General features: G+C 39.5%; 18 protein-coding genes. 13 read left to right on the top strand and 5 right to left on the bottom strand.

Annotation, left to right across the window (positions count from 1 at the left end; all coding sequences use genetic code 11):
• Window position 1: 1 nt before the first annotated feature.
• Genes ACK4R1_RS02760 through panC form a run of 4 tightly spaced genes read right to left on the bottom strand, consistent with a single transcriptional unit; the run spans window position 2 to window position 3464 of the window.
• Entirely contained in the window at window positions 2-1222 is a 1221-nt protein-coding gene (locus ACK4R1_RS02760; protein ID WP_409683325.1) for an alpha/beta hydrolase-fold protein, read from the bottom strand.
• Window positions 1223-1280: 58 nt separating this feature from the next.
• Window positions 1281-2246, bottom strand: a complete 966-nt coding sequence (locus tag ACK4R1_RS02765; RefSeq protein WP_409683328.1) for a YbhN family protein — start codon at window positions 2244-2246, stop codon at window positions 1281-1283.
• Window positions 2247-2250: 4 nt separating this feature from the next.
• Entirely contained in the window at window positions 2251-2601 is a 351-nt protein-coding gene (gene panD, locus ACK4R1_RS02770; protein WP_409683331.1) for an aspartate 1-decarboxylase, read from the bottom strand.
• A 14-nt stretch (window positions 2602-2615) separates the two neighbouring features.
• A complete protein-coding gene (gene panC / locus ACK4R1_RS02775; protein ID WP_409684053.1) occupies window positions 2616-3464 on the bottom strand; it encodes a pantoate--beta-alanine ligase in 849 nt (282 codons plus the stop codon).
• A 106-nt stretch (window positions 3465-3570) separates the two neighbouring features.
• Between panC and ACK4R1_RS02780 the strand changes: the two genes are divergently transcribed.
• The 12 genes from ACK4R1_RS02780 (at window position 3571) to ACK4R1_RS02835 (ending at window position 19797) form a co-directional block, all read left to right on the top strand.
• On the top strand, window positions 3571-4377 hold the full coding sequence (locus ACK4R1_RS02780) for a glycogen/starch synthase (RefSeq protein ID WP_409683334.1): 807 nt from the start codon (window positions 3571-3573) through the stop codon (window positions 4375-4377).
• Window positions 4378-4395: 18 nt separating this feature from the next.
• Window positions 4396-6096, top strand: coding sequence for a DUF4270 domain-containing protein (locus ACK4R1_RS02785; RefSeq protein ID WP_409683336.1), 1701 nt, complete (start codon window positions 4396-4398; stop codon window positions 6094-6096).
• Window positions 6097-6107: 11 nt separating this feature from the next.
• Window positions 6108-7955, top strand: a complete 1848-nt coding sequence (gene glmS / locus ACK4R1_RS02790; RefSeq protein WP_409683339.1) for a glutamine--fructose-6-phosphate transaminase (isomerizing) — start codon at window positions 6108-6110, stop codon at window positions 7953-7955.
• A 283-nt stretch (window positions 7956-8238) separates the two neighbouring features.
• Window positions 8239-11079 (top strand): TonB-dependent receptor, encoded by a 2841-nt coding sequence (locus ACK4R1_RS02795; RefSeq protein ID WP_409683342.1) that lies wholly within the window; start codon window positions 8239-8241, stop codon window positions 11077-11079.
• A gap of 30 nt (window positions 11080-11109) precedes the next feature.
• On the top strand, window positions 11110-12555 hold the full coding sequence (locus tag ACK4R1_RS02800) for a G-D-S-L family lipolytic protein (RefSeq protein WP_409683344.1): 1446 nt from the start codon (window positions 11110-11112) through the stop codon (window positions 12553-12555).
• Window positions 12556-12772: 217 nt separating this feature from the next.
• Complete coding sequence (gene atpD, locus ACK4R1_RS02805) at window positions 12773-14284, top strand: F0F1 ATP synthase subunit beta (protein WP_409683347.1); 1512 nt, start codon at window positions 12773-12775, stop codon at window positions 14282-14284.
• A 76-nt stretch (window positions 14285-14360) separates the two neighbouring features.
• Window positions 14361-14642: a F0F1 ATP synthase subunit epsilon gene (locus ACK4R1_RS02810; RefSeq protein WP_409683350.1), complete on the top strand. Its 282-nt coding sequence runs from the start codon at window positions 14361-14363 to the stop codon at window positions 14640-14642.
• A 153-nt stretch (window positions 14643-14795) separates the two neighbouring features.
• Complete coding sequence (locus ACK4R1_RS02815; RefSeq protein WP_409683352.1) at window positions 14796-15995, top strand: aminotransferase class I/II-fold pyridoxal phosphate-dependent enzyme; 1200 nt, start codon at window positions 14796-14798, stop codon at window positions 15993-15995.
• Window positions 15996-15997: 2 nt separating this feature from the next.
• The gene (locus ACK4R1_RS02820) at window positions 15998-16408 is read left to right on the top strand and encodes a putative signal transducing protein (RefSeq protein ID WP_294777701.1); all 411 of its coding nucleotides are present in this window, start codon (window positions 15998-16000) and stop codon (window positions 16406-16408) included.
• Window positions 16409-16412: 4 nt separating this feature from the next.
• Window positions 16413-17045: a dethiobiotin synthase gene (gene bioD / locus ACK4R1_RS02825; protein WP_409683356.1), complete on the top strand. Its 633-nt coding sequence runs from the start codon at window positions 16413-16415 to the stop codon at window positions 17043-17045.
• A 120-nt stretch (window positions 17046-17165) separates the two neighbouring features.
• On the top strand, window positions 17166-18437 hold the full coding sequence (gene bioA, locus ACK4R1_RS02830; protein WP_409683359.1) for an adenosylmethionine--8-amino-7-oxononanoate transaminase: 1272 nt from the start codon (window positions 17166-17168) through the stop codon (window positions 18435-18437).
• A 178-nt stretch (window positions 18438-18615) separates the two neighbouring features.
• The gene (locus ACK4R1_RS02835; protein ID WP_409683361.1) at window positions 18616-19797 is read left to right on the top strand and encodes a beta-ketoacyl synthase N-terminal-like domain-containing protein; all 1182 of its coding nucleotides are present in this window, start codon (window positions 18616-18618) and stop codon (window positions 19795-19797) included.
• A gap of 219 nt (window positions 19798-20016) precedes the next feature.
• Here the strand turns inward: ACK4R1_RS02835 and ACK4R1_RS02840 are convergent, their stop codons facing one another.
• Entirely contained in the window at window positions 20017-20484 is a 468-nt protein-coding gene (locus tag ACK4R1_RS02840; protein ID WP_409683363.1) for a regulatory protein RecX, read from the bottom strand.
• 472 nt (window positions 20485-20956) lie between these two features.
• Here ACK4R1_RS02840 and ACK4R1_RS02845 point away from each other — a divergent pair, with 472 nt between their 5' ends.
• Entirely contained in the window at window positions 20957-25624 is a 4668-nt protein-coding gene (locus ACK4R1_RS02845; RefSeq protein ID WP_409683366.1) for a choice-of-anchor D domain-containing protein, read from the top strand.
• Window positions 25625-25659 lie beyond the last annotated feature (35 nt).

A 25659-nucleotide genomic window follows, 5' to 3' on the forward strand; every position in this document is an offset into this window, starting at 1 on the left:
TTTATTCTGATTTTTTTTCTTCGGCGGGTGTTTCGGTTGCCGGAATTTCTTCTACCGGTTCTTCTTTTTTGGCTTTGGCAGCACCTTTTAATGCATCGGCTCTTTCCAACATCATGTCTTTAGTCAAATCACCAATTTCTTCTTTTTGGAAAGCGGTTTGGTAACTTTTAATGGCTTTTTTAGAATCCCCTGTTTTTTCATAAAGTTGTGCCAAATGGTAATCGGCTAACATCGACTTAGGATAATTTTTTCGAGCCAATTGTGACAATTCATCAAACTCAACATAAGCTTTGTTTTTCAGAATAGCGGCTTCAATGGCTTTGAAATCATTGATTCTGATTTGCAATTTTAGTCCCAATGAATTCTCAAGTACTGCATATTTATCAGCTAAATATTTGACATAACCCGAAGGCAATACCGCAATTTTTTCTTGAAACTCTGTGGTGGAAATTGGTTGGTAAACGGCAAAAATTTGGTACAAAGCGCTCGGAATGGCATGTAAAACCAAAGAGTAATGCGAAGCGCCTTTGAACTCTTCGTACAGATAGTTGAGTTTCGGATTTTTTATTAGTTTGGCTGCAGCATCTAAAGCCTGAATGCGTGTTTTCATTTTTTTCATGTCACCATCTGCAGAACAATGGTAATAGAAAGTCGTTTGTTGCATGGCTGCTAATCGTTCCGGAATTTGTTCTTCCATTCCTTCAGGAAGTTCCGGGCTCATGGAAATATAGGCGTTGAATATGGGTTGGTCTTTGTATAAATAACAATTTAAAAATGCAGCAGTAGTGTCTAATCCGGCTGCGATTCTAAAGGGTGCGGTTCTAAAGTTTTTTTGAATACTCGGAATCAATTCCATGCCGACAAATTCAAAGAAATCAGCTCCTTTTTCAGCAGGTAAACCGGTAGTTTCATCAAAAGTACAATCGGTTTCACGTTCGTTGTTTTTGTTTTGACTAATGGCCACAATGATAACCTCAGGCAAATCATCCCAATAATAACCATAACTCAGTGCCCCTTGAAAGGCATCGAACAGAAAATCTCCATCAAAAAGCACCAATAAAGGATATTTTTTCGATTTGTTTTTGTCGTAAGAAGGAGGAAGGCCAATTTTGATTTCTCGGTCTTCATTGAGCTTTTTGGAGGTTATGGTGTCTGTGATGGTTCTTTGGGCCAATAAATTACCCGAACAAACAAACAGTAATAGAACAAACAGTTGTTTCATGGAATATGGTTTTTGGTTGAATAGAAATTGTTGCTAAAATGATTAGCAAGATAGTAAATTATTTATTTCTATTGAACAACGGAAGTAAAACATAGGAAATCAGACCGAGTAGAATGGCTAAGATGGTTTGAGAAGTCCAAACCAACCAGCCAAAGGCGATTCCGATGTCATTTGAAATACCATATAACGAGAAAATCAAAGCAATAGCAAAAGGATAAGCACCTAATCCGCCATTGGAAAACCCAACGGCCAAGCTGCCAAAAATAAAGCCCATGATTACAATATCAAAGCTGATTTCTGAAGTTTCAGGCAAAGCGAATATGGCCACATAAAACATGGTTAGGTATGAAATCCAGATGAAAAAAGAGTGAAAAAGGTATTTCCATTTCGACTTCATTTTTACCACGGTAGTCATGCCTTCAATTAATCCTGATAGTTTGTTCTTTAGTTTTAAGATAACAGGCCATTCGGCATAAATCCAAATCAGTAAAAAAACAATTCCTATGATTACTGCTGCGATACCGTAATATATCAAGGATTCTAGGGATACATTTTTACTAACTAAGAACTGATAAATTTTATCAAACTGCGAGACAAATCCAATAAAAACAAACAACAAGAAAATCAATAAATCAACAATCCTTTCGGCAACGATAGTTCCAAAAGCTTTGTCAAAAGGGACATTTTCGTATTTTTTCAAAAGTGCGGCACGGGAAATTTCACCCGAACGCGGTACGGTTAGATTCACTAGGTAGGAAACACTTACGGTAAAGAAATTGTTGTAAAATTTAGTATGGTAGCCCAAATGATTTAGTGCAAATTTCCAACGATACGCTCTTGACCAATAACCAACACAAGCCACCGCAAGCGAAAGTAAGATGTAAGCATAATTGGCTTTTTGAAAACTGACCTTTATTTTGTCAATTTCGTCGGGTTTTAGTGTGGTGTATTGATAGTAAATGATTCCGATTCCTATGAAAAGAGGAATAAGAATAGTGAGCCATTTGCTAATTAGTTTTTTCAAGTGATTAGGTCAAAGAATTGTCTTTTTCATTTGGAAAAACCAGCCAAGGTTTGAAGGTTTTGGCTTCTTCAAAATCCATTAAAGCATATGACATAATGATGATGATGTCGCCTTTATGAACTTTTCTTGCGGCCGGGCCATTGAGTGTAATGTCGCCTGAATTTTTAATTCCTTTGATAACATAAGTGTCAAAACGTTCGCCATTATTGACATTCACAATTGATACTTTTTCGCCTTCAATTAGGTTAGAAGCTTCCATTAAAGTTTCGTCAATGGTAATACTTCCTATATAATTCAAGTCGGCTCCGGTAACTTTTACACGATGGATTTTCGATTTTACTACTTCAATTTGCATGGGGCAAAGTTAAATTAATTTAGTGATATGGTGTCAATCAATCTAATATTGTTGACAAAAACGGCTATGAAAGCACGGTATTTTTTATTTTTATTTTTTCGAAGGCAAGGCAATAAAGAAGCTTCGTCGGCAATTTGGAAATACTCTAAGGCAAAGTTTGGGTTTTTCTCAAAAGTCTTTTTGACCCAATTTGTTACTTCGTTGGCTGATTTGGTGGCGAATAATTTCTTGGCTTGAGTAATGGTTTTATAGATAATTGAGGCTTCTTTTTTCTCGGTTTCAGTTAACCTTTCGTTACGCGAACTCATGGCTAATCCGTTGGCTTCTCTGAAAATTGGGCAACCAATAACTTTCACCGGCATTTTGGCTTTTTCGACCATTTTTTTAACAATCTGTAATTGCTGAAAATCCTTTTCGCCAAAATAAGCATTGGTTGGTTTGATGATTTCAAAAAGTCTTTTCACAATAGTACCAACGCCATCAAAATGACCTGGGCGAAATTGGCCTTCCATTTGGTTTTCCAGACCATCAAAATCAAAAGGCTGTGAAACAGTGTTGCCTTTGTAAATGTCTTCTACACTTGGTGCATAAACGATAATGTTATCGGAAACGGTCTTGATTTTTTCTATATCGGCATCTAAAGTTCGAGGATATTTGGCCAAATCTTCCGGATTGTTGAACTGTGTCGGATTGACAAAAATACTGATAACGGCTATCGAATTATTAGCCACAGCTTCAGACAATAAAGATAAATGTCCTTGATGAAGCGCGCCCATAGTAGGCACAAAACCAATGGAGGTTGCTGAAGTTGAAACAGAAGCTAAATGAGCAACTAATTCATTTTGATTGTTAAAAATGAGCATTGGCTTTCGGTAAATGAGTTGCAAACTTACTATTTTCATAAATAACTGCATAAATTTTTGTACTTTTGCCTGTTTTTTATTGCCAATAAATAAAGTAAAATAGATTATGGAAGATAAGAGGATATTGTATGTATCATCTGAAGTGGTGCCTTATCTGGCTGAAAATGAGGTTTCTTTAATGTCGTATGACGTTCCTAAAATGATTAATGATCAAGGAGGACAAATAAGAATTTTTATGCCAAGGTATGGGAATATCAACGAAAGAAGACACCAATTACATGAGGTTATCCGATTGTCGGGAATGAATTTAGTAGTAAATGATTTGGATATGCCCTTGATTATCAAAGTGGCTTCAATCCCGAAAGAGAGAATTCAGGTTTATTTTATTGACAATGATGAATATTTCAAACGCAAGGCAACTTTCAGCGATGAAGATGGGGTGATGTATCCGGATAACGATGAAAGAGCGATTTTCTTTGCCAAAGGCGTTGTAGAAACGGTTAAAAAATTAAATTGGGTTCCCGATATTATTCACGTTCACGGTTGGATGGCCGGTTTGTTACCGGTTTATATGAAGCATTACTACAAAGACGAAGCGTTATTTTCGGAGACTAAGATTGTGACTTCAGTTTACGGTCAGTCTTTTGACGGCACTTTGAATACGGAAATGATCAACAAAATAAAGTTTGATAACATTCCGCAAGACGCTATTCAGGACTTGGAATTGCCTAATTACGAAAACCTTATTAAGTCTTCGGTGATGCACTCTGATGCTGTGATAATCGCTTCTGAAGGCCTGTCGCCAAGTTTAACAAAATTTATAGAATCTTCAGGAAAACCTTTTTTACCTTTCGCCACGAAAGACAAATTTTCAGAAGCATACACCAACTTCTATAAGGAAATGCTTCCCTAAAAATAATTAATCAGATTTATGTTTAAAAAATCCTATTTACAACAGATTTTATTTGGCTTAACCGCCGTTTTGCTTTTTGCTTCTTGTGACAAAGACTTCAACGAATTAGGAACAGACATCGTTGGTGATGACCATTTTCTTTTTGAAAGATATACTGATGCTTCTGTAAAAGCTTACAATCAAAAATTGGGGCCAATCTCTTCTAATAATTTACCGATAAATCCACTGGGTTTTTATGAAAATCCTGCTTTTGGCACGACCCAAGCTAATTTTGTAACCCAAGTGCAACTAGATTCTGAAAATCCAAGATTTAACAATGTGGATCCTGAAGAATATGATCTTGATCCCACTGTAATTGACAGTATTATTTTAAATATTCCTTATTACAGCAGAGTAACTGCAGTAGAAAATGTTACAGTTAATGGAGTGACTGAAGTACATACTACTTATAAATTGGATTCTATTTATGGTCCTGAAAATTCCAAATTCAAATTGAGTGTTTATCAATCTAATTATTTTTTAAGAGATTTAGATCCTAGTCAATCCCTAGTAGAACGTCAGCTTTTTTACACTGATATGGATGCTGAAATTGACAATAACAAGATTCCGGTCTTGTTGAATGACGCACCTCTTTCAGGGAATAACCAGGATGGACATGAGAATACTCAGTTTTATTTTGACAAAAGAGAACACAAAACTTCAGCGTTGAATACTGCTACGCCACCTGTTTTAGTGGATACAAGATTTGCGCCATCCATGCGCTTGCATTTGAATAAAACCGTTTTTACTAATTTACTTTTGAATGCGCCAAGCGGACAATTAGTGTCCAATGCGGTGTTTAAAAATTACTTTAGAGGATTGTATTTTAAAGTTGAGAATGGAAATCCGGGACAAATGGCCATGATGAACTTCCAAGGTGGAAAAATCACGGTTTATTATAATGAGGACAAAAAGAAAACGGTAGATGGTGTTGTTTCTTATGAAAGAGAATTTAAAACGCTTTCTATGAGTATGACCGGGAATACAGTGAGTTTGCTCAATAACTCAAATGAAAATGTTGATTATTTAACTGCGGCCAACAGTAATCAAGAAGCGTCTAAGCTTTATGTTAAAGGAGGTCAAGGCTCTATTGCTGTTATAGATGTGTTTGGTCCGGATGCTGACAACAACGGAATTGCGGATGAAATTGAAGCCATCAAAGCCAATGGTTGGTTGATTAATGAAGCCAATCTTACGTTTTATATAGACAGAGGTGTGATGAGTCCCAATCAACTTAACAAACCTGTAGAGCCTAACCGCATCTTTTTATATGATTTAAACAATAGGAAGATACTAATTGATTATACCTTAGACAATAGCTCTAATACTGTTAACCCAAAACTAAACAAATCGGTTCATGGTGGAATTATTGAAAGAGAAAATGTTACAGGCGGTAGAGGAACCAAGTATAAAATCAGAATTACCAATCATGTCAGGAATTTAATTAAGAATGACTCAACGAATGTAAGATTAGGACTTTCAGTAACAGAGACTATTAATAATGTTGGTTTTTCGAAGTTAAGAACGGCTAATACTAATACACTATACGCCCCAAACATGTCGGTTTTGAGTCCGGTGGGAACGGTTTTATATGGAACCAATATCCCTTTCAATAGCGATCCCAATTCTGATTATGCAAAAAGATTAAAACTTGAAATTTATTATACCAAACCTGATTAATACCTAAAGTTATGTGTGGAATTGTTGGCTATATTGGTTACAGAGAAGCGTATCCAATAGTTATAAAAGGTTTAAAAAGATTAGAATACCGCGGTTACGACAGTGCCGGGATTATGCTTTGTGATGGCAATGATTTAAGCATAGCCAAAACCAAAGGAAAGGTTTCTGATCTGGAAGAAAAGTCCAAAGATTTAGCAAATTCCAAAGCCACGATAGGGATGGGGCATACCCGTTGGGCTACCCATGGCGTTCCGAATGATGTTAACTCGCATCCACATGTTTCCAATTCCGGGAATTTGGTAATTATTCACAACGGAATCATAGAAAACTATGAGCCATTGAAAAAAGAATTGCTTAAAAGAGGCTATACTTTTACCTCTGACACGGATACTGAAGTTTTAATCAATTTGATTGAAGAAGTTAAGAAAAAGGAAAATATTAAATTGGGAAAAGCAGTTCAAATCGCTTTAAACCAAGTGGTCGGAGCTTATGCTATCTGCGTTTTTGACAAAGAAAAGCCGGATGAAATTGTAGTAGCCCGTTTAGGAAGTCCGCTGGCCATTGGCGTTGGTCAAGATGAATTTTTTATTGCTTCTGACGCTTCTCCATTTATCGAATATACTTCTAATGCGATTTACTTAGAAGATGAAGAAATGGCAATCGTAAGATTGAACAGGCCCTTAAAAATCAGAAAAATTAAAGACGACACTTTGGTTGATCCTTATATTCAAGAACTTCAAATGAATTTGGAGCAAATTGAAAAAGGAGGTTACGACCATTTCATGTTAAAAGAAATCTACGAACAACCCAATGTAATCAAAGACACTTACCGCGGAAGGTTGTTAGCCAATCAAGGGATAATCCAAATGGCCGGTGTAGAAGACAATCTTGAAAAATTCCTTCATGCCCAAAGAATACTAATCGTAGCTTGCGGAACCTCATGGCACGCCGGGTTGGTGGCAGAATATATTTTTGAAGAATTTACCAGAATTCCGGTGGAAGTTGAATATGCTTCAGAGTTCAGGTACAGAAATCCAATTATAAATCCTTCTGACGTAGTGATCGCGATTTCCCAATCCGGTGAAACAGCGGATACTTTAGCGGCTATTAAATTGGCCAAAGAAAGAGGTGCATTTGTTTTCGGAGTTTGTAATGTGGTTGGTTCTTCCATATCAAGGGAAACCAATGCCGGAGCTTATACACATGCCGGACCTGAAATTGGAGTAGCGTCGACCAAAGCCTTTACCACACAAATCACGGTGTTGACCATGATTGCACTTCGTTTGGCCAAAGCCAAAGGAACGCTTTCAAATTCAGATTTCCATCGTTATTTGCAAGAGTTAGAAGTGATTCCGGAGAAAGTAAAAGAAGCTTTGGAAACCAATGAAAAAGCCAAAGAAATTGCCGCTAAATTCAAAGAGGCACCAAACTGTCTTTACTTAGGAAGAGGTTATAATTTCCCGGTAGCGCTAGAAGGGGCTTTAAAATTAAAAGAGATCTCATACATCCACGCTGAAGGTTATCCGGCAGCAGAAATGAAACACGGCCCGATTGCTCTTATCGACGAGCAAATGCCGGTAGTGGTAATTGCGCCAAAACAAGGCCATTATGACAAAGTTGTGAGTAACATCCAAGAAATAAAATCAAGAAGCGGTAAAATTATTGCCGTGGTAACCAAAGGTGATACACAAGTAAAAGAATTGGCCGATCACGTAATCGAAATTCCGGAAACTTCAGATGCATTATCACCCTTAATTACCACTATTCCTTTGCAATTATTGTCTTATCATATTGCAGTTTTAAGAGGTTGTAATGTTGATCAGCCAAGAAATTTGGCAAAATCTGTAACGGTTGAATAATTTTTTTACTACAAAAAACACCAAAAGGCGAGATTTATTCTCGCCTTTTTTTTGCTAATTATTTGTGATTTATTTAATAGAATAGACTTTTTGTATGTAAGCATAGTATTTTTTTTAGCATTTGCGTCAAAAAGTTAATAAAACCTTAAAAATGGCACGTATTGTTAAATTATCAATATTCAATCCGAATAATTAATTATTGCTAAAATGAAGACTATTTTTTTGAGGATGTAAAAAAAATATTTGTACTTTGGTTGCATAAACCAACAAAATATAAAACCAAATGAAGATTTATTTATTTATCCTTTCATTGTTTTTTTGCGGCATTACTTATTCGCAAACTTCAATTTCTGGTTCGGTAAAAGACAGCAAAAACCAACCAATTCCCGGAGCCAATGTTAAAGTGGCCGGTGAAAGTGCCGGAACAATTACTGACAGTGATGGAAATTTCAACTTAACCACGACCAAAAAACCTCCGTTTGACATTGAAGTGTCAAGTGTTGGATATGGTTCATCAACGGTAAGCGTGACTTCCAACAACCAAAATGTAAGCGTTTCATTGTCTGAGCAAGAAACACAATTAGATGAAATTGTAGTTTCTGCTTCCAGAGCACCGGAAAAGGTCAGAGAATCTCCGGTAACTATTGAGAGAATGACCATCAGAGACATTAAGAAAACTGCATCGCCAACATTCTATGACGGTTTGGAAAATTTGAAAGAAGTTCAAATGAACACCAGTAGTATGTCGTTTAAATCAATCAATACTCGTGGATTTGCTACAGTAGCCAATACGCGTTTTATGCAATTGGTTGATGGTATGGATAACTCTTCACCTTTATTAAATTTCGTTTTAGGTAACCTAATCGGGGTTTCCGATATTGATGTTGCCAGCGTGGAGTTACTTCCTGGAGCCTCTTCTGCCTTATATGGTGCGAATGCTTTCAACGGTATTTTGTTCATGAACAGCAAAAGTCCTTTCAAATACCAAGGCATTTCAGCTTATGTAAAATATGGAGCCACCAGTCAAAAAGCGGCCGGTTCTAACGATTATCGTGATTATGGTATCAGAGTAGCACATAAATTTGACGATTATTTCGCGGCCAAAGCCAATTTTACTTATATGAATGGTACCGAATGGTGGGCAACTGATTACGATGACAGAACAGTAGAAGGCAGAGACAGAAGTCACCACAACTATAATGGAATCAATGTTTATGGAGATGAAGCCACAACCAACATCAAAAGTGTAGGTCAAACATTAGTTGGCTTAGGGTTGCTTCCGGCATCTGCTCTAAACTTACTTCCTAACGAAAATGTTTCAAGAACAGGATACAATGAAGTAGACTTAACAGACAACAAAGTAAGAAATGCTAAAATTGATTTCTCCTTACACCTAAGACCTTTCGGAAACGAAAACCTTGAGGTAATTTGGCAAAGTAAATTCGGTTTCGGAAATTCAGTTTACCAAGGAGCCAATCGCTACTATTTGAATGGATTTTCCATGCAACAACACAAGTTGGAGTTAACCGGGAAAAACTTTTTCGTAAGAGGTTATTTCACCACTGAAGACGGCGGAAGTTCTTATGACATGCTTTTCACCGGATTGAACATCAACAGAGCTTGGAAACCGGATGCTACTTGGTTCGGTCAATACGCAGGTCAGTATGTTCAGTCTACTTTAGGCGGAGCAACACCTGAACAAGCACATGCTGCTGCAAGAGTTGTAGCAGACACCGGAAGATTTTTACCGGGAACTCCTGAATTCCAAAATGCCTTCAACCAAGTAATTTCTAATCCGGATGTTTTATCAGGGTCTAAATTGGTAGACAATTCAAAAATTTACCATTCAGATGCCAATTATAACTTTAGAGATTTAATTAAAGTAGCCGAAATCCAAGTCGGAGGTTCATACAGAAGATATGACTTAAATTCTTTCGGAAGAATTTATACGGATACCCCACAATTTGGTGGCATTAAATATGACGAATACGGGGTGTATACTCAAGTACAGAAAAAAATGATGGACGACCGATTGAAATTCACCGGTTCTGTACGTTACGACAAAGCTGAAAATTTTGACGGTAATTATTCACCAAGAGTTTCCCTAGTATACACTGCAGGTGAAGCTAAAAACCATATTTTTAGAGGATCTTTCCAAACCGGTTTCCGTAACCCAACTACACAAGACCAATATATAGGATTCAACGTAGGAAATGCTATTTTATTAGGATCAGCACCGGATAACTTGACGAGATATGAAGAAACATTACCGGTAACTTCTGCTTTAGGACAAGCTTTGGTTGGCGGAACTACCACAACAATTGATGGGAATAATGCTTATTATAATTCTTATACAGCTCAATCTGTTCAAGCTTTTGCAGCATTAGCATCAACTAACCCAGTAGCCGCTTCAGCATTATTAGTGAGAACCAATGTAGATTTAGTAAAACCGGAAACGGTTAAAGCATTTGAATTAGGTTATAGAGGCGAAGTAAAAGGATTCACTTATGACATTAACGGATATTATAATATCTACAATGATTTTATCGGAAACTTAACAGTTGTTGCGCCATTATACGGAACGGCACAAGATGCACCAAACCCATTATTAGGCCCAACAGATCCCGGAGCTCAATCAGTAGATGCTATAGCTACAGGAAATACAAGAGCTTTCCAATTGTACACCAACACTGATATTGAAATCAGATCACTAGGTTTTGGAGTTGGGGTGTCTAAAAAGTTACCGAGAAACTTTGAAGTTTCTGCGAATTACAACTATGCTCAGTTTGATTTTGACCAAGCCAAAGACCCAAGTTTTGAAGCCGGATTCAATACGCCTAAACACAGAGTTAAAGCCAGTTTCAGTAACGATAATTTATTCAAAAACTTCGGTTTCAACATTAGCGGAAGATGGAGCGATGAATACTACTGGGAATCTACTTTCGCAGATGGAATGATTGATGCGGTAACGGTTATCGATGCACAAATCAGTTACGGACTGCCAAGTTTAAAATCAGTGATCAAAGCTGGAGCAACAAACTTAGGCGGAAAAGAATACAGACAGCTTATCGGACCTGGATTAATTGGTCAACAATATTTCTTGTCTTTAACAATCAATCCATAATTCAAACCCAATTATTAAAATATAATAGTTATGATAAAAAATTTCAAATGGCTACTGTTGGTTTCCTTAACCTTTGTAGCATGTAGTAGTGATGAGGAACCGTTTGTTGACCCTAATTCAACAGACGGAACGCCGCTTACCGCAGGAACAGCCGATTTCTCAAAATACGTAGCACTTGGTGATTCCTTTGCTGCCGGTTTTTCAGACAATGCCTTGTTTATGGAAGGACAAAAAAATTCTTATCCAAATATTATAGCAACACAGTTTGCTCTGGTAGGTGGCGGAGATTTTACAAATCCTTTTATGAATGATAATATAGGTGGATTTAGTTCAGGAGGAGTGCAAGTTCCTGGATTTGGACCAAGATTGTGGTTTAATCCCTTGACTAGTAGTCCGCTGCCGGTTTCCGGTGTTTCTACTACAGATATTTCGACGCATTTGTCAGGAAGTTTTAATAATATGGGAATTCCTGGTGCCAGAAGTTTTCACCTGACTTTTTCAGGCTATGGAAGCAGCGCAGGGAATCCTTATTTTGCCAGATTTGCCTCATCACCAACAGCCACTGTGCTGCAAGATGCACTGGCCCAAAATCCAACTTTCTTTTCTCTTTGGATTGGAGGTAACGATGTGTTAGGATACGCCACTTCCGGCGGATTAAATCCGGCTGATATTACAGCGCCGGCAACATTTGACGCAGTGTACAATTCAATTGTAGGTCAATTAGCAGCCGGTGGAAGAAAAGGCGTTGTAGCCAATTTGCCATACGTAAGTACTTTGCCTTATTTTACAACAGTACCTCATAATCCGGTGCCGTTAGATGCTACAACCGCTGCTCAATTAAATGCCGGATATGCAGCATACAACAACGGATTGTTGTTCGCGCAATCCAATGGCTTATTAACGGCAGATGAAGTGGCCAGAAGAACCATTTCATTCTCGGCTTCAAGTACCAACAGAGTAGTAATGGTTGATGAATATTTAACCAATCTAACCGGATTCGGAATTCCATCTTACCGCCAAGCAACCAACGAAGATTTGGTAGTGCTACCGGCAAGAACTTTTATCGGAACTACTGTTGGCGGAAATCCTGCTCAAGTAAACGGAATTTCAGTTCCTTTAGCGGACCAATGGATTTTGTCTAAAGATGAAATTTTAGAGGTTAAAACAGCAACTGATGCTTATAACCAAACAATTCAATCTGCGGCAACTGCCAATGGTTTGGCTTTTGTAGATGCAAAAACAGTGATGGATCAGTTAAGCACAACCGGAATTGTAGCCAACAACTATACGCTTACTTCTGCTTATGTAACCGGAGCAACTTTTTCATTAGATGGGGTTCATCCAAGTCCAAGAGGTTATGCCTATATTGCTAATATCTTCTTGAAAGCCATCAATACAGCTTATGGATCTAATTTTAAAGGGGTAAATGTTGGAACTTACCGCATTTTATATCCGCAAGATCCGGCCAATTTCTAAACTAACCAATTTATATATTCCCAAAACCACCCGAGAAATCAGGTGGTTTTTTGTTTGTCACAAGGCTTAGTTAGCTTTTAATTGCTAATTCGTCAAAAAATAAAGAAAAAAACTCACTTCAAATATTGATTTTTCGAAATAGAAATTTTACCTTTGCGCTCTGAAAAAAGAGGTGTTTTTCTCAAACCTAAATAGCTATTTAATAAATACATAAACAATGTCTAAAGCAATAGGAAAAGTTTCGCAAATCATCGGTCCGGTAGTTGACGTAGTATTTGATACTAAAGATGTTGAGTTGCCAAAAATTTACGACTCATTAGAAATCATTAACAAGAATGGTTCAATTTTAGTTCTGGAAGTTCAATCACACATTGGTGAAAACACAGTTCGTACGATTTCCATGGACTCAACCGACGGTTTGAGCAGAGGAACTGAAGTAAAAGCTACTGGTGCGCCAATTCAAATGCCAATCGGTGCTGACGTTTACGGACGCTTGTTCAACGTAATTGGTGATGCTATCGATGGATTAGGAGATTTGCCAAAAGCAGGGAAAGATGGAATTTCAATCCACAGACCGGCTCCGAAATTTGAAGATTTATCAACCTCTACAGAAGTTTTATTCACCGGAATCAAAGTAATCGATTTAATCGAGCCTTATGCTAAAGGTGGTAAAATTGGATTATTCGGTGGTGCCGGAGTTGGTAAAACCGTATTGATCCAAGAATTAATTAACAATATCGCCAAAGGTCACGGTGGTCTTTCTGTATTCGCAGGAGTAGGAGAAAGAACCCGTGAAGGAAATGACTTGCTTCGTGAGATGTTAGAGTCAGGCATTATCAAATACGGAGAAGATTTCATGCACTCTATGGAAAATGGAGGATGGGATTTATCTAAAGTAGACAAACCGGGTATGAGAGAGTCTAAAGCGACTTTCGTATTCGGACAAATGAATGAGCCACCTGGAGCTCGTGCTCGTGTAGCGCTTTCAGGATTATCTATCGCTGAGTATTTCCGTGATGGAGCTGGTTCTGACCAAGGAAAAGACGTTTTATTCTTCGTGGATAACATCTTCCGTTTTACCCAAGCAGGTTCTGAGGTATCAGCGTTATTAGGACGTATGCCATCTGCGGTAGGTTACCAACCAACCTTGGCTACTGAAATGGGTGCGATGCAAGAGCGTATTACGTCAACCAACAAAGGTTCGATTACTTCTGTACAAGCTGTATATGTACCTGCGGATGACTTAACCGATCCGGCACCGGCAACTACTTTTGCTCACTTAGATGCCACAACAGTATTGTCTCGTAAAATTGCTGAGCTTGGTATCTATCCTGCGGTTGACCCGTTAGATTCTACTTCAAGAATCCTTACAGCTCAAATCTTAGGTGACGAGCATTACAACTGTGCACAAAGAGTAAAAGAGATTTTACAGAAATACAAACAATTACAAGATATCATCGCGATCTTAGGGATGGAAGAGTTATCTGAAGAAGATAAATTAGCCGTATCTAGAGCACGTCGTGTACAACGTTTCTTGTCTCAACCTTTCCACGTAGCCGAGCAGTTTACCGGTATTCCTGGAGTATTGGTTGATATCAAAGACACCATCAAAGGATTCAACATGATCATTGATGGAGAGCTAGATCACCTTCCGGAAGCCGCTTTCAACTTGAAAGGAACTATCGAAGAAGCCATCGAAGCTGGACAAAAAATGTTAGCAGAAGCATAATAAGAATTATGAATTGCGAATTACGAATTATCAATTTTCGTAATTCGTAATTTTAAATTCGTAATTAATTAAAATTATGATTTTAGAAATAGTATCACCGGAAGCTACCTTATTCAAAGGCGAAGTTACTTCGGTTTCTTTACCGGGTGTGAACGGTTCTTTCCAAGTATTGAACAACCACGCGCCTATCGTTTCTATCCTAAAAGAAGGTACCGTGAAAATCGCTGCCGATAGTTTTAAATTGAGCAAAGAAGTAGCCGAGAAGTTTACCAAAGTAAACGACCAAAACTACACTTTGGAAATCAATTCAGGAACTATTGAAATGAAAGACAATAAAATAATTGTGTTAGCCGACTAATACGATTCAGCATAAAAGAAGAAGCCCAGCAGTAATGTTGGGCTTTTTTATTGGGAGCTGTTTCCGGCTTTCCACTATATCTTTTTATTTCGTTTGAAAAACGAAATAAAAAGGATGCCGTTGCAATCCGGGCTAATCACTATATTTGCTTCAATGAAACGTTTTCCATTATCATTATTCTATAAGCTCAAAGAAAGAGAAAAAGCCAACGCCTTGCGAAAGCTACAGGATTACTGCTACAGTATCCAAGTTGATTTTTCTTCCAACGACTATCTGGGTTTTGCCAAAAACCGTGATATCTTTGAAGAGACACATCAATCTCTATGTGCCAAAGGAATGAGACAAAACGGCGCCACCGGTTCGCGTTTGATTTCAGGAAACCATGATTTGTACGTTAAAACAGAATTATATCTTTCAAAATTCCATCAAAGCGAAGAAGCTTTAATTTTCAACTCAGGTTACGATGCTAATGTAGGTTTCTTCAGTGCCGTACCACAACGCAACGACATCATTCTATACGACGAACTCTGCCACGCTTCCATCCGAGACGGCATCCAAATGAGCCACGCCAAAGCCTATAAATTCCAACACAATGATATTGAAGATTTAGAAAAACTAATCATAAAATTCAACATTAGCTCCGCTCAGTTCGCCTCCGGCTCGGGTCAACATTCAACATTCAACATTTATATTGTCACCGAATCGGTCTTTTCCATGGACGGCGATTGTCCCAATTTAGAGGAACTTGTTGCGCTTACCGAAAAGTATGCAGCATATTTGGTTATAGACGAAGCACACGCACTCGGCGTTTTTGGTAGTCCCGAAACTTCGGGAGGAGAAGGTGTAATTCAAAGTTTGGGTTTACAAGACAAAGTCTTCGCCCGAATCATGACCTTCGGTAAAGGATTAGGCTGTCACGGCGCGGCCATTTTAGGCAGTGCCGAATTGAAAAGTTATCTGGTCAACTTTGCGAGAAGTTTTATTTATACCACCGGTTTATCACCTCATAGTGTGGCTACGATTTTACAAGCCTATAAACATTTGGGAAAAGATAAAGAAGTGTTGCAACAACTTAAATCTAACATCCTTTTCTTCAACCAAGAGAAACTGAGGTTGGGATTAAAACCTATGTTTGTCTATTCTAAATCAGCCATACAATGCGCCATCATTCCCGGCAATGACAAAGTAAAAAGCATCGCCACACAACTCCAACAAAATGGTTTTGACGTTAAACCCATTCTTTCTCCAACCGTACCCGAAGGACAAGAACGCCTGCGCTTTTGCTTGCACAGTTATAATTCTGAAAAAGAAATTACACAGGTGTTGGAATTGTTGAGTACTTTTGTGTTTTAATTATGGAAGAAGAAAAATTTCAATTGCTCAGACGGTTTCAATATTCAAGCGAAGCCATCATTTATCAAGGAAAATTAGAAAGTCACGGCGTGGAAGTTTTTTTACGCGACAATCACATTGTTGATACAAATCCGCTTTACAGCAATGCCGTTGGCGGTGTGAAATTATATGTAAAAACGGCAGACGTTGATAAAGCCAACGAAATTTTAAAGGAAATAAGTCCATATTCTATAGACGATAATAGTCAACCCATTCAATGCCCAAATTGCGGTAGCGAACAAATTGATATGATGACCTCAATAAAGGGATGGAAGTCATTTTTATACTTTTTTATTTTGTTCTTTCTTTTCTTGTTCCCTTTCAAAGCAAGGCACAAATATAAATGTGAGGTGTGTAAACACGAATTCAATTAATACCATGAAAATATTCATCACAGGAATCGGTACCGATGTCGGCAAAACTGTCGCATCCGCAATAGTCACCGAAGCCCTAGAAGCCGATTATTGGAAACCCGTTCAAGCCGGAGATTTAGACCATTCCGACAGTCATAAAGTAAGAGCATTGGTCTCTAATGGTAAATCTGTTTTTCACCCAAATGCTTATGCACTCAACACACCGGCGAGTCCTCATTTGGCAGCAGCCAAAGACGGCGTGCGCATCGATATCAGTAAAATAGTCGAAACCAACCCCGACAGTTATCGGGAGAAAAATCATTTGGTGATTGAAGGTGCCGGTGGCGTTTTAGTGCCGTTAAATGATTCCGAATGTGTCATCGATTTAATCCAAAAAGACCATAAAGTCATTGTCGTTTCCCGTCATTATTTAGGCAGTATCAACCATACGTTACTGACTGTTGAAGCTTTACAAAACCGAAAAATAAAAGTAGCCGGCATCATTTTCTCAGGCGATGAAAACAAAGCTACCGAAGATATTATCCTTAATAAATCAGGCGTTAAATGCATCGGCCGAATTGACAACGAACCCTATTTTGACTCAAATGTAATTTCTTATTACGCCGATAAGTTTCGGGAGAATCTATTAAATTTATAGAATATAGAATATAGAATATGGAATATAGAATATAGAATAGTTTCGGTAATAGCCTTTTTGTCTATTTTCTATTCTCTATTTTCTATTCTCTTTTTTCTTTTTTCTTTTACAACATAACATATGAACCTTTCAGAAAAAGACCAACTCTACAACTGGCATCCTTACACCCAACACAAAACCACCGGCTTGTTACCCGCCATTGTTAAAGGCGAAGGCGCTTTGCTTTGGGACGATAACGGTAAAGAATTCATTGATGCCATTGCGTCTTGGTGGGTCAATCCGTTTGGACATTCCAATAAAGTGATTGCTGATGCGATTTACGAACAGCTAACGACTTTAGAACACGTTCTATTCGGTGGTTTTACCCATAACAAAGCGGTGGAATTGTCTGAAAAATTGATTTCCATTTTGCCTGCTAACCAAAAGAAAATCTTCTTTTCCGATAACGGTTCAACCGCAGTCGAAGTAGCCCTAAAAGCCGCATTGCAATTTTACCACAACCAAGGCGAACCACGCACCAAAGTCATTGCGTTTGAAGATGCCTTCCACGGCGATACGTTTGGCGCCATGGCTTCCAGCGGGATTACTTTTTTTACCGAAGCCTTCAAAGGATCGTTGCTCGAAGTCGTTCGAATTCCGGTGCCGACAGTTGGCCAGGAAGAACGCAGTTTGACCATTTTGCAAGAGTTGGTCGCTACCAAAGCATACGCCGCCTTTATCTTCGAGCCTTTAGTGCAAGGCGCTGCCGGAATGGTGATGTATGAAGCCGAAGTGTTAGATAAAATGATGGCCATTTGTAAAGAACACCAAGTTTTTACCATAGCCGATGAAGTCATGACAGGTTTCGGGAAAACCGGTAAAACTTTCGCCACCGATTATTTGGTCAACAAACCTGATATGATGTGTTTGTCAAAAGCCTTAACCGGCGGAACCATTCCAATGGCAATAACCACTTTCAGCCAAGACATCTTCGACGGGTTTTACCATGACGATGTCAATAAAGCCTTGTTTCACGGACATACTTTTACCGCCAATCCAACAGGTTGTGCTGCGGCTTTGGCCAGTATCGGTTTGCTCGAAACGGCCGAAATACAAAACAACATACAACGCATCAATACCCAACATTTGGCTTTCGCCCAAAAAATGAAAGCGCATCCAAAAGTCAAAACCACTCGTGTACTCGGCGTTATTTTCGCCTTAGAAATCAAAACCGATGGCGCCGAAAGTTACTATGGTTCGATGCGGATGAAACTCTACAATTTCTTTATTGAAAACGGTGTGATTTTGCGCCCGGTTGGAAATATCGTTTACATCTTACCGCCGTATGTTATTTCAGATGAGCAACTAGAGAAAGTTTATAGGATTGTTGAAGAAGCGGTGGAGATGGTTTAATTTTTAACCGCAAAGGTCGCAAGGTTTTACGCAAAGGTCGCAAAGACTTAGCGTTCTTAGCGCCTTCTTGGCGAACTTAGCGGTTAAATTTTCACTCCAAACTCCCAACTCCAAACTCCCAACTCCAAACTCCCAACTTTCCCCAAGAATAACTACCTTTGCCGCACAATACGCTACCATGTTGAAAACCAAAATTGCCATTACTTCTTTAGCTTCTGTTTCGCCTTTGGGAAATAATCCGGATGCGATTTGGGCCAATTATCTTTCGCCTAAAACTTTAATTACCACAGAGGATTTTAACGGTAAAAGCGAATTTGTGGCAACGATTCCAACCGAAATCAGAAAAGAAATTGACGCCTTACGCAAAGAAGACAGTAAATACAAAGCCTTAGACGAAACGGTTTTACTAGCCATATTGACTTCGCGCCAAGCCATAAAAAATGCCGGTTGGCAACAAGGCGATGACTTCGGAATTAACATTGGTTCGTCTCGTGGTGCCACACAATTGTTTGAAAAATACCATCAGGAATTTTTAGCCACCGGTAAGACCGCGACACTAACTTCGCCAACCACCACTTTAGGAAATATTGCTTCTTGGGTAGCGCATGATTTAAAAAGTGCCGGCCCCGAAATCTCGCATTCTATTACCTGTTCAACGGCTTTGCATGCGGTGCTCAATGCCGTGGCTTGGTTGCAATCGGGAATGGCGACTAAGTTTTTGGTGGGCGGCAGTGAAGCACCATTGACCCCTTTTACTTTGGCCCAAATGCAAGCGTTGAAGATTTATGCGAATCCAAATGATTGTCAGCCTGAGCCTGCCGAATGGCCTTGTCGCGCTTTCGATTTAACCAAAACCAAAAACAGCATGGTCTTGGGTGAAGCCGCTTCCGTGGCTTGTTTAGAATTGGGCGAAAGCCAAAATGCCTTAGGTTACATCATCGGAATTGGCTATGCTACAGACGATTTAGAACACAACATTTCCATCTCAAAGGAAGCAAAGTGTTTCCAAAAATCGATGGCGATGGCTTTGGGAAATACGCCTTTGGCCGAAGTCGATGCCATTGTCATGCACGCCCCGGGAACCTTAAAAGGCGACACTTCAGAATACAAAGCGATACAAAAAGTCTTTGGCGATAATGTACCCATGCTCACCACCAACAAATGGAAAATAGGCCACACTTTCGGAGCTTCGGGCATGCTGAATATTGAATTGGCACTGCTGATGATGCAACACCAAACCTTCATCGGAATTCCGTATATCGAAGAACTCAATCCGCGCAAAGCGATACGAAATGTGCTGATCAATGCTGTCGGTTTCGGCGGGAATGCGGTGAGCGTGTTGGTGAGTAGAGCGTTTTAAGTCGCAGTCGCAGTCTCAGTTTGCAGTGGGATTGCTTAACTGAAAAGACCGCAAAACAATTGACCACTTCTTTGTGAATCTCTTTTTTTCTCCGTGAATCTCTGTGGAACTAACAATCTTAACCACAAAAGGCACAAAGAATAAGCAAAGGCATAAAGAATTCTTTTGTGACTATTGAACTCTTTTGATTCTTTTGTGGTTAAATCTTTTCACCGCAAACTATTCTCCAAGTTCCTTCATCTTCTCATAAACCAAATGACTTTCCCAACCTCTTCGCAACAAGTAATCGCAAAACTTCTTGTTCTTTTTGGGTCCTTTTCTTTCGGTCAAACTGTGCCAATGGCGTTCGGCCAGTTGGTGAAAAGTTTCCTGGTATTGTTCTTCGGTGATTTCGGTAAGTGCGGCTTTGATGTTGGGTGCCGAAATGTGTCTTTGCTTAAGCTCATTCACAATCCTGATTTTGCCCCAAGATTTAATGCGGTGTTTGCCTCGGGCGAAACTTCGGGCGAAGCGTTCTTCGTTGAGGAAATTATGTTGCAGTAGATGCACTACTATCCCATCAATCTCCTCGCTTTTCATGCCGAGTTGGTACAATTTATCCACTACTTCCTGATGACAGCGCTCTTGGTAGGAACAGTAATATTCCAGTTTGAGCGTAGCTTCGGCAAGGGTTGGTTTATCGGTCATGTTGGTATTGAGTGAAAGGCAAAAGTAGGTTTTTTTTGGTTGTCTGTTGTCTGTTTTCTGTAGCCTAAACTGTGACTGTGACTGCGACTCGAAGTAGTAGCACAAAGTTCACAAAGTTTCAGCACAAAGTCAATGAAGTTTTTTTATCCTCACATGCTGAAAACTGCTACTGTGACTATGACTGTGACTTTTTGTAAAACAAATCAACCATAATTATAGCCCATGTTGTACTTATGTTGTAGTGCATTATAAGAAATAGCTTTCATAAACAAGGCTAAAGACTTTAAATTGAAAGCAATACCCTGAATTGTTCAAAAATATAGCGTTAAGTTAATAATTTCTTAAGCCAAACTCCTTGTAATTTAGTAATTTAGATGTAGTTTTGCATGCCCTTTTTTCTACCGGTTTTGACTTGACCTTTCTTGTTGCGTCAAAATCAGACTAATGACTATGAAACTATTATAAAAATTGTATGAAACTTAAATTATTTTTGGTTGCCTTTTTGGTTTTAGTGTTGAATGCGGGTAGTGCTTTTGGGCAAGTTTTTAGCGCTACGTATGATTTTGCTTCAGTAACCATGACTTCAGGAACTACTGATCCAACGCCTGTGCCTACAGCAACAGGTGTGACTTTCGGTTCATTTACAGCGACTGGATTATCAACAAATCCAATAGCAGCAGCTAGATTTGGTTTTTCAGGATATGATACAGGCGCAACGAATGGTAGTGATACTTTTTCCGGAGCAATTAACACTGGCAAATACATTCAGGTTACCATAACTCCCGCAGTTGGTTATAATTTGGATATCAATTCAATTATATTTACTTCGCAACGTTCGGGAACTGGACCTAGACAATATGCAGTTCGTTCAAGTGTAGATGGCTATGGTGCAAACTTGCCTGCCAGTATTTCGCCGGCAAATGCTAATTTATCTGTTGTGGCTACCAATATATTTCAAACTCTTGATTCATCATCTTCAGCTCAAAATGGAAGTGTTATTACTCTCGGTGCTGCTTATGACGCGCTTTCCGGAGCGGTTACCTTTAGATTTTATGGCTGGAATGCCGAAGCAGCAGGAGGAACTTTTGGTATTGATAATGTTGTTATTGACGGCGAAGCTATTCCAACCGGACCATGTTCCGATCCTTTAACCCAAGATGCAACTCCGGTAGTGACCAACAGAACCGTTGGTGGTGCCGACATCACTTGGACTGAAGCCGTGGGTGCTTCCGGTTCAATAGTGGTTATTACGCCGATAGGACAAACCGTTGTAGCACCGGTTGATGGAACGAGTTATACGCCTAATGCCAATTGGGCTTCTGCCGGACAAATTAACACCAACAACAGAGTCGTTTATAGGAATTCTGCCGGAACCGTAACCGGTCTTTCGGGTTTAACCGCCGGTACCGAATATACAGTCACTGTTTATGCTTATAACGGAACCGGAACCAACATTTGTTATAATACCGCTTCACCGGCTACTGCAACTTTCTTTACATTGGCTACAGAACCAACGGCTCATTCGGCTTCATTAACTTGTACCCCATTAGATGCCAATTCAATTAGATTGAATTTTAGTGCGGCCAGTACCATTCCAAACGCCAGAGGTTATTTTGTACTGTACAGCACCGGTAGTGCCCCAACGGGTGTTCCTACCGATGGTGCTTTTCACAATGCGGGAACTGTTTTTGGGGATGCCACGGTTCACGGCTCATTCTTGGGAACCGCAACTACCACTTATATTGCCGGCGGTTTGACAACAGGAGTTACTTATTATTTTTCGTTGGTGCCTTTTAGTATGAATGTGGCGAATGATTTTGCTACCATCAATTACCGAACAGCAGGTGCGCCGGTTACATTTTGTACGCCAACGGCAGCCGAAATCAATGTTAGAGGATTTACCGGCGGAACAAACAGTATTACCAGTGGTACTTTAACCACTACTAGCGGTTTAGACAACACGGCTTTCGGTAATATAAATCTAGGGTCAAATATTACTAAAGATTACCAAATTCAAAATACAGGATCGGCCGTTTTAAATTTAACCGGCGCGCCATTAGTAAGTATTGGCGGCACTAATCCGGGAGATTTTGTAGTCACTACAGTTCCGGGAACCAATACGATAGCGGCAGGCGGTAGTACTACTTTTATCATCACTTTTACACCACAAGCGGCAGGACCGCGTTCTGCTATAGTATCTATTGCCAATAATGATTCGGATGAAAATCCTTATACTTATCTCATCAACGGAACCGGTGTTTGTTTGGCTACAGCCAATACGATTACACCTACTTCAGGACCTGTTGGAACAGAGGTTACCATTACGGCTACTACTAATAATTTAACCGGCGCAACCGTAGTTATTGGCGGTGCCAATGCTACTCCGGTAACCCAAGTGTCTTCAACGCAAATTACTGTTTTGGTGCCAACCGGAGCGTTTAATGGTTCCGGAGCTTTGATTACTACCAACGCTCAAGGATGCCAGGCTTCTAATTCTTTTACGGTAATTGGCAACGCGACTACTACTTGTCAAGGCGGAAGTACTGCTTCAGATTTGTTTATCAGCGAAGTAACTGATGCAACGGTAGGCGGTTTGTCTTACATTGAAGTTTACAATGGAACCGGAGCTTCAGTAACGCTGACCAATTATGCCTTACAGTTTTTTGCTAATGGTTCAGCAACTTCCTATACAACAGTTAACTTTTCAGGAACATTGGCCAATGGCGCGACTTATACGGTGAGTACTTCAACGAGTGGCTCTGAATGTGCTATTGCCGGAGGAAATGGTTCATTAGCTAATTTAATCACTGCCATTTCAGGGGTGAATTTTGCTGATGGAGCAGATATTACCCAAGGCCATGACCATATCGCTTTATACAAATCGGGTGTTAAAATTGACAGTTGGGGAACTTATATGAACCAAAGTTGGGCAGTGCCTTTGAATATTGGTGACCGAGGCGCCGACTTCAGAAGAAAAAATACCGCTACAGTGCCAACCACCGCTTATTCTAATGCCGATTGGGATGTTACAGATTGGATTGGTAGTGGTGCAGGTTCTTGTTCAACCAATGATTATTCCAATATAGGCGTTTATAACTTTTTGGCCGGAACGCCGCCAACAGTGACAGTACAGCCTTCTTATACGCCAACTTGTAGTGGAACCACCTTATCAATAGCCGGTTTAGAAGGCTACAATGGTGTTGGTGACACGATGGAACTGACTTACCAATGGTATGCCGTTGCGCCAAGTACAGCCACATGGACAGCTTTGACCAACGCCGGATTGTATTCGGGAGTGACTACGGCTACTTTGACTATTTCAAATGTGGCGACTTTAATTGGGTATCAATTTTATTGTCAAATCAGAGAGAATGCCGATACTTGTTTTACCGCCACCAACGCCGTGAAAATTATTGCCGGATCAAGCACTACTTGGCAAGCGAGCAATAGTTGGTCTAACGGAGTTCCTACGCTTGACACGGCTGTAATCATTGACCATACTTATGATACCGCCAATGCGTTCTCGCCAAGTTTTAATGCTTGTTCAGTTACGGTTAACAATGCCAGAAACGTAATAGTAAGAGGCAATAACTATATATTGATTAAAGAAGCAATAACGGTTACCGGCACAGGAACAGCTACTTTTGAGAACAATTCGAGTTTGGTTCAAATAAACAATGTGACCAACTCGGGCAGCATTACCTATAAAAGACTCGCCCAACAAAGACGTTCGGATTATGTGTATTGGTCTTCCCCGGTTGAAGGGTATTCGTTGAGCACGCTGCCGTCAGACGGTTACAAACTTACTTGGAACACAACGGTTAACAACACCAACGGCACCCAAGGAAACTGGCAGTTTTATTCGAGTACAATGAATTTAGGGAAAGGCTATATCGTGGGCGGTCCGTCATCGTTTAACAACACATCGAATCAGGATTTTGAAGTACCGTTTTTTGGAATACCAAGAAATGGAGACATACCGGTGACCATCAACAGAGGGGCTTATGAAGGGCCAAATTATACCTTAAGTACGGGAGCCTTAGTAACTAATTTAGACGACAACTGGAATTTGTTAGGAAATCCTTATCCGTCAGCTATCAGTTGCCGTGATTTCTTGTCCAATAACAGTTCGGTTTTGACCGGAGCGCTTTACATTTGGACACACGGAACATTGCCGTCTATTTATACCGGAGATCCTTTTTACCAGGATTTCATTTCTAATTATGATCCAAATGCCGATTACTTGCCGTTTAATTTAACAGGGAATTTGGCCAATCCTAATCCGGATTACCACATTGGTGCCGGACAAGGTTTCTTTGTAGTAATGCAAGACGGCGCTGAAGGAAGTGCGACAGTTAATTTTACCAATACCTTAAGAAATATAACTTATGGTAACGTTACAGGAACTAATTTTTACAGAAATGCCAATAACGCAACCAATGAAGTGCAAGCCGAACAGTTTAACAGAATTTGGTTGGATATAGTAAAAGAAGGCACGCCAAAACCGGTAAGAACGATGTTTGGTTATGTTGATGGCGCAACGATGGGACGAGATCACTTGTATGATGCCTTGACTAAAAATGACAATACTTTAAAATTATATACAGTTTCCGGCAACGATAAATTTGTGATACAAGGACGTTCGTTACCTTTCAACGAATTTGATTTGGTTCCGTTAGGGGTTGATGTTATTCAGAGCGGAAGTTATAAGATAGCCATCGGAATGGTTGACGGATTGTTTACAGAGACCAATCAAAGAATTTATTTGGAAGACACTTATTTAAACATCATTCATGATTTGCGCCAAGCACCTTATCAATTCACGAGTGTTTCGGGGATATACAATGACCGATTCATTATTCGATACACTACGAATGCGCTGGGCAATCCTGATTTTGACACCTTAAACAACAGTGTAGTTGTAGCCGGTAATAATGGTGTAATGACTATAAAATCATCTTTGCAAACCTTAGAAGAAGTAACGGTTTATGATGTGTTAGGCCGACAATTGTTCAACCAAAAGGGAATTGGCGCCAACAACTTAAGCGCTTCCAACATCTCCATGAGCCAACAATCATTAATTGTCAAAATTAAACTCGAAAGCGGAACGATAGTTACCAAAAAGGTACTAATCAATTAAACAAAAAGGCTCAGCATATTATTTGTACTGAGCCT

The sequence above is a fragment of the Flavobacterium sp. genome (genome assembly GCF_046293665.1).
GTDB lineage: Bacteria > Bacteroidota > Bacteroidia > Flavobacteriales > Flavobacteriaceae > Flavobacterium.